The organism is Parabacteroides sp. AF21-43 (assembly GCF_003635435.1).
GTDB lineage: Bacteria > Bacteroidota > Bacteroidia > Bacteroidales > Tannerellaceae > Parabacteroides > Parabacteroides distasonis.
On the sequence record NZ_QTMG01000034.1, the window covers coordinates 1 to 11,854 of the forward strand.

Sequence of the window (11,854 nt, forward strand, 5' to 3'; positions counted from 1 at the left end):
TAATCCCCCAGGTTTATCGGGTGAGCCGTTATCTATCGGTTATTATATAGAAGATTTCGAGATAGAATTTCATAATTTTGTTTTTGATGGGATAAGGGCTATTAAGCAGGATTCCTGTATTTGAGATTAAACAGATTGTAAATATTTAAAAAGTAGATAAGATGGAAACATTTGACGATATCATTAAAGGGGATAAACCTGTATTGGTGGATTTTTTTGCGACATGGTGCGGCCCGTGTAAGGTGTTGAGTCCGACGGTCGAGGCATTGGGGAAGGAGCTGGCGGGACAAGTGCGTGTCCTTAAAATTGATGTAGATAAGAACGAGGCACTTGCCAGACAGTTGAGGATTCAATCTGTACCCACTTTGATCATCTTCAAGAAAGGTGAGATCATATGGCGCTCTTCCGGCGTGATGGACTACGGAAGCCTTTTACAGAAGGTGCAAAGCTATATTGATTAAAAGCCGTTCATCGGGATCAATACCGTCGGGATCAATAAAAGGAATCCAAGGATCACTAGGACAAGGATGAACTTCCATGCCCATTTGAACCATTTATCATACGGGATACGGCTTACTCCTAGAACCGCTATCAGGACACCTGATGTGGGAGTTATCAGGTTCGTGAAGCCATCGCCAAACTGAAAGGCCATGACGGTGGCCTGCTTGGATAAACCGATCAACTCCGAGAATGGGGCCATGATAGGCATGGTAAGGGCCGCTTTGGCGCTTCCGGAAGGAATAACTAAATTGATAAGCGTTTGAATAACGTACATCATCCCGACCGTAGCTACTTGTCCCAAACCTTCCATCCCTTTCGCTAGGTTAAAGAGAATCGTATCGATCACTTTACCGTCTTGCAGGATTACGATAATACCTCCAGCCAAGCCAACGACTAAGGCGGCGCTCATAATATCCTTGCAGCCCTCTAAAAATAGTTTCACAAGCTCATTCGGATTGCGTCCATTGGCAATTCCCGCCGCTATGCCCAAGGCGAAGAACAAGGTCGCTATTTCCATAATATACCAACCGTAGCCCATTACGCCTGTTATCAAGAAAAAGATCGTGAAGAATAAAAGGTTCAATATATATAAGTGCACGGTTTTCCGTAGGGCAAATATCGAGCAGATCACGAACGCTACGCTAAGAATCGGAATTAAGGGTAGTCCCTTGATTACGCTATTTCCTATTTTTAAGGATGTCTGGGGATAATAGATCGAAAAGATAACGAGTACGATAGTCAATAGGACGAAACTGATCCATGCGGCTTTCGGGGTTCTGTATACGATTTCCAAGGAATTGGTACTATGCAAATCTCTCCAATATTGATCATCCTCATAGACTGGAGACAATTGAGGGTTCTTTTTTACCTTGGCGGCATAACGCAATATCCATGTGAAGCCTACCGCATTGATAATACACCAGCAAACGATGCGATACTCGATACCGGAGAAAAGAGGAATCCCCGCCAAGCCTTGCGCTATACCGATCGTGAAAGGGTTTAAAATCGCCCCGGCGAAACCTAATCCTGCCGCTATAAAAACCATGCATACGCCGGTTATGGAATCGTATCCCATAGATATCGCCATCGGGACTAAGACCAGACAAAAAGCGATGGTCTCCTCACTCATCCCGAATACGGCTCCGAATAGGCTGAAAAGTAGCATGATAGCAGTTAATAAGAAATTGTCCACACCTATTTTACGAAGAATAGGGTTGTTCTCCATTTTGCGTGCTTTCCGCAGGAAACTGACTGTTCCGATATCAAAAGCCTTACTGTCGTTCACGATCCAGAATGCCCCGCCGATGATAAGGATAAAGACAATGATATCCGCCTTGTCTACAAATCCTTTATAAAAGGCGGAGAGTACCTCCCAAGTCTGGGGTACGCTTTCCACGGATTCATATACAACGGTTCGCTCTCTGTCCGGGCTGATACTTTCCGTATATTGCCCACCGGGAATAATCCATGTCAATATGGCGCAAAATAAGATGATGTAAAAGATAATTACGTAAGTGTGGGGTATTTGTCTCTTTTTCATGATTCTGCTTTTTCGTCTTCTTCAGTTAATATTCCGATCTCGGGAAGGATAGCCCGGGCCTCACGGTCACTAAGCGTATCTACATCCTTGAGTTTACGTTGGATGGCACGGGTACGGGTACCTAAGACCTCTTCTATTTGCCCGCTGGCGGTTTGCAAGTTCTTTTGGGCTTTCTCGAGCATACCGCCTACTTTCTCGAATTCTTTTTTCACGGCTCCTAAGATCGTCCATACCTCCCCTGAGTGCTTTTGGATCGCCAATGTACGGAAGCCCATTTGTAAACTGTTTAATATGGCCGCTAGGGTAGTGGGACCTGTTACGACTACCTTGTAGTTTCGTTGCAAGTCCTCCAATAAAGCGGAACGGCGTACGACCTCGGCGTAAATGCCCTCGAACGGCAGGAACATAATGCCGAAATCGGTCGTGGCGGGAGGCGCCAGATATTTGTCCGAAATATCTTTAGCCATCTTCTTGATCGTTGTCTCCAATAATTTTCCGGCCGCCTCGATCGCTTGGGAATCTGCGGCATCGTAAGCGTCTAGGAGCTGTTCGTATACATCTTTCGGGAATTTAGCGTCTATGGGAAGGTATACGAATTCTCGGGCATCATCCCGCCCGGGGAGCTTGACAGCGAATTCAACGACAGCATCCGAACCTTTCCGGGTATGTACATTCGCCTCGTATTGCTCTGGTGCCAATAACTGCTCCAATAACATACTGAGTTGGATCTCCCCGATATTTCCCCGGGTCTTAACATTACTAAGTACCCGTTTTAACCCGCCTACATCCTGCGCTAAGGTTTGCATCTCGCCCAGTCCTTTTTGTACACTTTCTAATTGTTCGGTGACTAAACGGAAAGATTGCCCGATACGGTCGTTCAATGTCTTTTGAAGTTTCTCGTCTACGGTGACTCGGATTTCTTCCAGTCTTTTTTCCGTGTTATCCACTAATCTCTGCTGGCGTTCGTCCAAGGCGGCGAATTTCTCTTTCTGCAACCTGTTAAAAGAATCGATACCACGTTCGAAAGCTTCCCTGAACTCGTTCATGGAATGAGCCAGTTCTTCTCGGTTATCTTTCGCTACCAAACGGCTTTCTTCCCGGTTCAGGCGGAAGTCTTCCCTAAAGTTTTTCTCGATACGGTCGAACGAGCGTTGTATCTCGTTTAGCAACTTTTCTAGGTCTTCTTTGTTATTATTTAGCTGTTTAGGACGCAAAAGGATTTGCATCACGATGATTATAAGAAGTCCGCCGATAATAATCCAATCCATCTGTTTTTGATTTTGACGTCAAAGATAGATAATCTGTATTTTGCAACAGCAGTTAAATAGAGTTAAATAAAAGAACATTGTTTATTTTCGTTTGTTTTATCGACAGAAAGCTGCTTATATTTGTGCAGCCAACTTAAGTAAGACTATTAAATTTACATACAAAGATGGCAAAAGTAACATTAAAAGGTAACGAAATTCATACGAACGGCGAGTTGCCGAAAGTTGGGACAGAGGCTCCGGACTTCAAGGGTGTAAAAAGTGATTTATCCGAATTGTCGTTAAGCGACTTGAAAGGAAAGAAAGTGGTGATAAATGTTTTCCCGAGCTTGGATACAAGTGTATGTGCGGCCTCGGTAAGACGCTTCAATAAAGAAGCCGCTTCGCATCCGGATACGGTAGTATTAGCTGTTTCTAAAGATTTACCTTTTGCGCATGGACGTTTCTGTACTACGGAAGGTATTGATAAAGTGATTACATTGTCAGTGTTCCGGTGTTCATGTTTTGAGGATAAGTACGGGATGCTTCTGGTAGACGGTCCGCTGAAAGGGTTATTAGCCCGTGGCGTGATAGTAGTCGATGGAGCTGGTAAGGTGGTTTATGAGGAACTTGTTCCCGAGATTACTACCGAGCCGAATTACGACGCGGCTTTGGCGGCGTTGAAATAAATATAGTAGATTATTGTTTTTCATTGGTTAAAGTTAAGGGTTAGTGTAGGAGGCCGTCGGATGTGAATCCCGCGGCCTTCGTTTTTGTGTGAAGAGGCTAAAGTTTTCCTTCCAGCTCGTCGACGATTTGCCCATCGAAGAGATTGATGATACGGTCGGCGTAGGTCGCGTCATGTTGCGAGTGTGTCACCATGACGATCGTAGTCCCTTCGGCATTCAGTTGACTGAGTAATTTCATAATTTCAAGACTGTTTTTAGAGTCGAGGTTTCCAGTCGGTTCGTCCGCCAATATCAGCATCGGTTTACCTACGACGGCGCGAGCGATGGCGACACGTTGCTGCTGGCCGCCGGAGAGTTGCTGCGGATAATGTTTGGCACGTTGGCTGAGGCGTACTTTGCGCAGGATGTCGAGTACTTGTTGTTTGCGCTCAGCCTTGGGGATGCCGAGGTATTTCAATTGGAGGTCTACGTTTTCCTCGACTGTAAGCTCGTCAATGAGATTGAAGCTTTGGAACACGAAACCAATGCGTCCCTTACGATAGCGTGTACGGTCTTTCTCCTTTAGGTGTCCCACCTCTTCGCCTTCTAATAGATAGCTGCCCTCGTCCGGGTTATCTAGCAGGCCGAGAATATGCAGCAGGGTTGATTTGCCGCATCCGCTGGGTCCCATGATGGCGATGAACTCGCCCTTTTTCACTTCCATGCTTATGCCATTGAGCGCGATGGTTTCTACTTCTTCCGTCCGGAAGTTTTTGCTGAGGTTCTTTATTTGAATCATGACTTGTCTTGTTTTTGTGAGAATGTATACCTATTATAGAATGTTGCTTTTATTCGGTCCGGATACTTTTGATGGGGTTACGGCGGGCGACTTTCAAGGTTTGCCCGATGATTGACACGAAAGCGATGGCTATGGTTGCCAAAACTGCCGCGGTTATGAGATACCACGGGAAGGCGATGCGGTTATAGAACGACTCTAAACTGATTTGAACCGCTTTCACGCTGATGGGCAGGGCGAAACAGGCGGCAAGCAACGAGAGTGCCATGAATCGTTTGGAAAGTTCCCATACCGCGCCACTTGTTTCGGCTCCCATCACCTTGCACAAGGCGATCCGTTTGCTTTGCTGTTCGGTGTAGCTTATCGACATGGCCAGCAGTCCCAAGGCAGAGATGAGAATGGAGATGGTCATGAAGCAAAGGACAAGCATCAGCGTGTTCTTCTCATGGGTTAAATCCTTGTCCATATAATCGTCGATATAATCGGCTTCCAAGTCTTTCGGTATCCCGATCACTTCATTGGACACTTCCCTGCAAGTGCGGCGGATGGCGGCTAAGGCTTCCGCCCGATCGCCTTGTGTCTTGACGATTTGACGGATGATGTAGCCTTGTGGGTTCAACACCATAACGGCTCCATGCGAATCGGGTTGGGGTGTGTTCAACGCGCCCAGCGAACGATAGTTGCGGATGACACCACAGACGTTGTATCGATAGCCGCCCTTGTCGCTGTTTTTTCCAAAATGGGGTCTGCCGGATGAAAGCTGGTAACGACGGCAAGTCTCTTCCGTTACCCAAACCATGCCGGGCAGTGGGTCAGACCAACGTTCTACCACTTCGAAGCCCAACAGCCGGAATGCGGCGCTGTCCATATCCGAAAGGTGGAGCCACGAGTATCCTTCTTCTTCCGATTGCAGTACACCATCGTGACCAGTGAAGAAAGGCAGTTTTCGTGCCAATGCTACTTCTGTCACTTGGGGCAATGCCTGTAAACGTTTCTGGAGGATGACTTGCTTGTCGTAGGTGTGTCCCAAGTCCCATGTCTTGACGAATACCAGGTCTGTATTATAACCGGTCGGCAGGGTGGCAAGGTGGTATATTTGGAAGGCCATGGTGAGTCCCAAGGTGATGAGTACCGTGCTGATGACATTCTGCACGATGATGAACAAGCGGCTGAACAGTTGCTTGTTGTGCATGCGGAAATTTCCTTTTACGATATCTATCGGACTGTATTTGTAGGTGATGATGGCTGGTAACAATCCCGATATGCCGGCGATTCCTACCCATAGTAACAGCGAATAGGCTACCATCGCCGGTGAAGAGACCAAAGCGATCCGGGTGGAGAGCAAGTACTCGAAATAGGGCTTTGTGATGACGGCAACTAAGCAACCGCCGATGAAACAACCGGTTGTGAAGATAGCGGACTCTGCGAGGTAGCGTAATACGATTTGCCCTGCCGAGTCACCCATCAACCGGCGGGTTGCCATTTCATGGGCTCGTTTGCTGGTTTGCGATACAGTTAGGTTGATGTAATTGAAGATAGCCGAGAGGAGCAACACGAATGCTAACGAGAACAAGATTTGTACCTGTTTCCGTGTCCCTTTACGGAAAGGGCCGTATTGGTTCAGGGGAGAGAAATAAATCTCGTCCATGCGTGTCACCGAAGAACCCCAAAAAAGCCTGTTCGTGCTGTTGTCTTCTTTCCAGTATTCCCAATAGCCTTTATACTTATCGAGTAGTTTACGGGTAACAACATCGGGAGTTACCCCTTCTTCCAACGTAATGAGTATTTGCGTTGAACCATAACTGTCCATCCATGCATAATCCTTTTCTGCCAGTTTGAAAGGAATCAAGATGTCTATCGGTTTCAACAGCTCTGTCGAGCTGAAAGCCGGGAGAACCCCAATGACCCGTAGCGGTGTCTGGTTCAAGTACATCACGGTACGGCCGATCGGATTTTCATTCCCGAATACTTTGTGGGCGAATGGCTCGGAGAGGATGACCTCGTCTGTTCCGATCAGTGCTTTGTTGCGGTCGCATCCGATGAGCGTATAGTTGAGCATCTGGAAAAAATTAGGATCTGCCGCGATGCCGTTTACTTGATAATATTGGTTGTCTACCATGAAGTCGGCCGCTTCAATATGGATCAGGCGTGTCCACTCTTTTATTTCCGGAATGGAAGGGAACAATTCCGGGGCAGTCCCGGTTGTCATACCGATCCCATCTCCATAGCCGACAGCATATAATTGGTGAGAGTACGATTGATTGTTACCGATATTAAATTCGGTGTCGGCATACGAGGTCAGAAGGATGACAACTCCCAGTGCGATAGCTAATCCGAAGAACTGGATGGCTGTGTAGAGTTTGTTGCGGCCGAGAAAGGTAAAGTACGATTTCATATTTTGCTTGTTTTTGATACAAAGGTATAGAGCGGTTGGCATCTGGCAAGGGCTTGGATGCCCGGTCGCGGTAGTTTGTATGAAAATCATACACCCACTTGTATGATATTCATACAGCCTTTTTCCGTACCTTTATCCCCGATAAAAGAGATAAAGGAAAAACAAACGAATCGGATATGGCAAATTACGGGACAATAGTGGTGGTAGATGACAATCCGGCGATTCTTACGGCGGTCAAGATCTGCTTGGCCGGTGAGTTTGACAGGGTATTGACACTCGCTTCTCCCGACACGCTTCTTACGGTATTGGCACAAGAGGTGGTGGACGGGATTTTGCTCGACATGAACTTCACGCAAGGGGGAAACTCCGGACAAGACGGCTTGCTTTGGCTTCGGGCGATCCACAAGAAGCATCCGGCTATCCCGGTGGTACTGGTGACGGCATATGCTGATATCAAGTTGGCGGTGCGTGGTTTGAAGATGGGGGCGGCAGACTTTGTTGCCAAGCCGTGGGATAATCAAGAGCTGATCCGTGTCTTAAAAGATGCGATTGATGCCGGGCGTAAAGTGGTTCCATTGGAACAGGTCGAGGCGGAACATGTGAGCAAGGTGGTGGAGTGTTGCCACGGCAATATCAGCCGGGCCGCCGAATTGTTGGGAATTACCCGGCAGACGTTGTATGCTAAAATAAAAAAGCGATGATGTTGATAGGCACTTTGGGAGTCGTTGTCGTTCTCTTTATCGGATGGTTCTACCGCCATCAGGTATTGTTGAGAGACCGGGCGCATCTGATGCGTGAGGCGATTCGTAACCAAGAATTTACGTTTCGTCTTCCTGTGAAAGGCCTGTTCTTCGGGGAGCGGGCGTTGCAAGAGGCCCTTAACGAGACGGGCAGGGACATCGGGCAGTTGCTTGCCCGCAATGAGGTGGAATCGTGGCAACGGCTGACCCGTGTGCTTACGCATGAGATTATGAATGCCACTACGCCTATCGCCAGTATCAGCCAGGCCTATCTGGAGCATCCCGCGATTGCCGGGACGGTTTACGAGGAGGGGATCCGTGCCATTCACGATACCAGCCGGGGACTTGCCCTGTTCGTGGACAGCTACCGGAAACTGGCGGAACTGCAAGAACCTGTTATCGGAGAGGTCTATTTGAATGATTTTATGGAAGGGATCCGGGCTCTTTATCCCGATTTAGAGTGGCATCTTTCCATCCCTTTGTCTGCTACGATGTGTACGGATCAGAATATGTTGCGGCAAGTGCTGATTAACCTGATCCGGAATGCTTGCGAGGCAGGGGCTACGACCGTGGATGTGCGTTGGAAGAAGGGGTTGTGGGTCAGCAACAATGGTGCGCCTATTCCGGTGGCTATCGAACGGGAGATTTTTATTCCTTTCTTCACGACTAAAAGGACGGGTTCCGGTATCGGCTTGTCGCTTTCCCGGCAGATGATGGTGCGGCAAGGCGGGGATCTTTGTTTGGCGCAGCGCTCTGTGCCGGGTTATCAAGTGACGTTTATAATTTCTTGCGTAGGATAAATTTAGGATAGGATATGAATCGGAAAATACTTCAGCTGGCCATACCTTCTATCGTCTCCAATATAACCGTGCCTTTGTTGGGCCTGGTGGATGTGGCGATCGTAGGGCATCTGGGATCGGCGTCGTACATTGGGGCGATCGCCGTGGGCGGGATGCTGTTTAACATGATCTATTGGATATTCGGCTTTCTCCGGATGGGGACAAGTGGGATGACCGCCCAAGTCTATGGGAAACGGGACTTGACGGAGGTAGTCCGGACCTTGCTGCGGGCTGTCGGGGTAGGGCTTTTGATCTCCCTCGGGCTTTGGATCCTTCAATCCCCGATCCTGAGGGGTGCGTTTGTTTTGATCGACGCAACGGAGGAGGTGAAGCGATGGGCCTCTCTCTATTTTAATATCTGTATCTGGGGAGCGCCGGCCATATTGGGTTTATATGGCTTTGCCGGTTGGTTCATCGGTATGCAGAATTCTCGTTTTCCGATGTTTATCGCTATCACGCAAAATATCGTGAATATTGCGGCCAGCCTATGTTTCGTGTTTGTGCTGGGTATGAAGGTGGAAGGCGTAGCGTTGGGAACACTGATCGCCCAATATGCGGGCCTCTTCATGGCGTTTGCTCTTTGGTTGAAATATTATGGGCGTCTGAAAGCGTATATCGATTGGAATGGTCTTTGGGGTGGGGAGGAGATGCGTCGCTTCTTCTCGGTCAATAGTGATATATTTTTCCGGACCTTGTGTTTGGTCGCTGTTACTACCTTCTTTACTTCTACAGGTGCGAGACAAGGGGATGTGATATTGGCCGTAAATACCTTGTTGATGCAGTTGTTTACCTTGTTCTCTTATATAATGGATGGTTTCGCTTATGCGGGAGAGGCATTAGCCGGCCGGTTTATTGGGGCTAAAAACGATGTGGGGTTACGTAGATGCATTCGTTTATTGTTTCTATGGGGAATCGGCCTCTCTTTATCATTCACGATTCTTTATGCGTTTTTGGGGAGGGATTTTCTGGGACTGTTGACGAACGATACCTCGGTCATTGAGGCTTCCGGGGATTATTTCTATTGGGTATTGGCGATCCCTTTATGTGGATTCTCCGCTTTCCTTTGGGACGGTATCTTTATCGGGGCCACGGCTACACGCCAGATGCTTTACTCGATGCTTGTGGCCTCGGCTACTTTCTTTATTATTTATTACCTGTTTTATCGATCGATGGGAAATCATGCGTTATGGATGGCTTTCCTTGGATATCTCTCCTTGCGAGGTGGTATGCAATGGATACTTTGGCGATATAGGAAAATTACAATGCCCATTATAAGCAACTGACAATGCCCATCGTAAGCGGCTTATAATGCCCAGTATAAGGAGCTTATAATGCCCATTGTAATAAACAAAGAAAGCGAGACTTCTATCTGGTTGATAATCAAGTCTCGCCTTCTTTGTTATGTAGAATGATAGTTGTTTATCGTTGTCTGTATGAGATCAATTCTTCTGGGTTGAATCGTCCGATATAACTCTGATGTTTCTCTATCTCAGCCTCTACGTAATTGGTGTAAACAACCGCGGACTTAGCGAACAGCTCCGGTGCTTTCGTCGCGTCTTGGATCAATAGATGAGCCATGATGATATCAGCGGCCATCTCCATCAAGCGGCGAGCCACGAAATCGAGTAATTCCTGATCTTGAGACTCTTTTACTTTCGCCATGCTAGCCTCGAACTTATTGGCCATCTCTACTAAACGAGCCTTCAGCGGTTCCATCTCGGCGGAGCAAGGGATCGCCTCGAATTCACGGATGGTAGCCAGGTAAGACCCGTTTGTCACGTAACGTATGGCCGCTACGGTCTGCAATTGCGTCGTACCTTCATAGATGGAGGTGATACGGGCATCGCGGTAGATACGTTGGCAAGCATACTCCATCATAAAACCGGAACCTCCGTGTATTTGGATGCAATCATAGGCATTCTGGTTGGCGTATTCGGAATTCATACCTTTTGCCAACGGGGTGAAAGAATCCGCCAATTTGGCGTATTGCTTCTGTTCCTTACGCTCTTCCGGAGTCAGTTTGCGCTCACGGGCGATGTCGTCCAGTGCCTTGTAAATATCCACGTAACGAGCGGTTTGGTATAACAACGCACGTCCGGCATCCAGCTTCGCTTTCATGATGGCGAGCATGTCGTAAACAGCGGGGAAGTCGATGATTGCCTTACCGAACTGCTTGCGGTCTTTGGCGTAGGCTAATCCTTCGTTGTAAGCGGCTTGGCTGAGGCCTACCGATTGTGCGGCGATACCTAGGCGCGCGCCGTTCATCAAGGCCATCACGTATTTGATCAAGCCCAGTTTGCGATCGCCACAAAGCTCTGCTTTCGCGTTCTTGTAAACTAATTCGCAAGTAGGAGAGCCGTGGATTCCCAATTTATTCTCGATACGGCGTACGTTTACGCCCCCTTCCTGTTTGTCGTAGATAAACATGGACAAACCACGTCCATCCTTGGTACCTTCCTCGGAACGGGCCAATACGAGGTGAAGATCCGCGTCGCCATTCGTGATGAATCGTTTTACGCCGTTCAACCGCCAGCAATTCTCTTTCTCGTCGAAGGTAGCCTTTAGCATCACGGATTGCAGGTCGGAGCCAGCGTCCGGCTCGGTCAGGTCCATAGACATGGTTTCTCCCGCGCAGATACGTGGGATGAAACGGCTGTGCTGATCCTCGTTGCCGAACTCATATAAGGTTTCGATACAATCCTGTAATGACCAGATATTACCGAAGCCGGCGTCAGCCGCCGCTACGATCTCCGCGCACATGGTGTACGGCGTGATCGGGAAGTTCAAGCCACCGAAACGGCGAGGCATCGTCATACCGTTCAAACCGGCTTTTACCATTGCGTCGAGGTTTTGCTTCGTGCCGGAAGCATATTCCACACGGCCATTCGCACAGTGAGGACCTTCGGCATCTACGCCTTCCGCGTTAGGGGCGATGATCTCTCCGGTGATCTCTCCGGTAATCTCCAGCACCTTATCGTACGAGTCTATCGCGTCGGCATAATCTTGCGGCGCGTAGTCGAACTCTTCCTTGTCTCTGTACTCGCGTTCCTTCAGCTCGCAAATACGTTCCATCATCGGATTGTTCAAGTGATACTTGAGTTCCGGTATGTCTGTATAATAATTAGCCATCT

General features: G+C 48.2%; 10 protein-coding genes. 5 read left to right on the forward strand and 5 right to left on the reverse strand.

The genetic code is table 11. The features are described 5' to 3' along the window. Positions 1–161: 161 nt before the first annotated feature. On the forward strand, positions 162–461 hold the full coding sequence (gene trxA, locus DWX84_RS18670) for a thioredoxin (protein WP_005865269.1): 300 nt from the start codon (positions 162–164) through the stop codon (positions 459–461). Here the strand turns inward: trxA and DWX84_RS18675 are convergent. Beyond that, positions 458–2,041: a YfcC family protein gene (locus tag DWX84_RS18675; protein ID WP_122377590.1), complete on the reverse strand. Its 1,584-nt coding sequence runs from the start codon at positions 2,039–2,041 to the stop codon at positions 458–460. The two genes, trxA and DWX84_RS18675, sit on opposite strands and share 4 nt — an antisense overlap. Next, a complete protein-coding gene (locus tag DWX84_RS18680; RefSeq protein WP_121962381.1) occupies positions 2,038–3,309 on the reverse strand; it encodes a DNA recombination protein RmuC in 1,272 nt (423 codons plus the stop codon). Before DWX84_RS18680 ends, DWX84_RS18675 begins: the two co-directional genes overlap by 4 nt. Before the next feature lie 164 nt (positions 3,310–3,473). Here DWX84_RS18680 and tpx point away from each other — a divergent pair, with 164 nt between their 5' ends. Then, positions 3,474–3,974 carry a thiol peroxidase gene (tpx, locus tag DWX84_RS18685; protein ID WP_005865275.1) on the forward strand — a complete coding sequence of 167 codons (501 nt, stop codon included), beginning with the start codon at positions 3,474–3,476 and terminating at the stop codon, positions 3,972–3,974. 97 nt (positions 3,975–4,071) lie between these two features. Here the strand turns inward: tpx and DWX84_RS18690 are convergent, their stop codons facing one another. Continuing rightward, positions 4,072–4,752, reverse strand: coding sequence for an ABC transporter ATP-binding protein (locus DWX84_RS18690; RefSeq protein WP_005865277.1), 681 nt, complete (start codon positions 4,750–4,752; stop codon positions 4,072–4,074). A gap of 49 nt (positions 4,753–4,801) precedes the next feature. Continuing rightward, a complete protein-coding gene (locus DWX84_RS18695) occupies positions 4,802–7,144 on the reverse strand; it encodes an FtsX-like permease family protein (protein ID WP_057327312.1) in 2,343 nt (780 codons plus the stop codon). Between the two features lie 176 nt (positions 7,145–7,320). On the opposite strand from DWX84_RS18695, the gene DWX84_RS18700 reads away from it, so the two are divergent. The 3 genes from DWX84_RS18700 to DWX84_RS18710 are packed head-to-tail and all read left to right on the forward strand — an operon-like array spanning position 7,321 to position 10,006. Beyond that, entirely contained in the window at positions 7,321–7,845 is a 525-nt protein-coding gene (locus DWX84_RS18700) for a response regulator (RefSeq protein ID WP_122377594.1), read from the forward strand. Next, a complete protein-coding gene (locus DWX84_RS18705) occupies positions 7,842–8,684 on the forward strand; it encodes a PAS domain-containing sensor histidine kinase (protein WP_008771670.1) in 843 nt (280 codons plus the stop codon). Before DWX84_RS18700 ends, DWX84_RS18705 begins: the two co-directional genes overlap by 4 nt. A gap of 14 nt (positions 8,685–8,698) precedes the next feature. Next, a complete protein-coding gene (locus DWX84_RS18710; protein WP_057327313.1) occupies positions 8,699–10,006 on the forward strand; it encodes an MATE family efflux transporter in 1,308 nt (435 codons plus the stop codon). Between the two features lie 136 nt (positions 10,007–10,142). Here DWX84_RS18710 and DWX84_RS18715 read toward each other — a convergent pair whose 3' ends face one another. Continuing rightward, positions 10,143–11,852: an acyl-CoA dehydrogenase family protein gene (locus DWX84_RS18715; RefSeq protein ID WP_122377591.1), complete on the reverse strand. Its 1,710-nt coding sequence runs from the start codon at positions 11,850–11,852 to the stop codon at positions 10,143–10,145. Positions 11,853–11,854 lie beyond the last annotated feature (2 nt).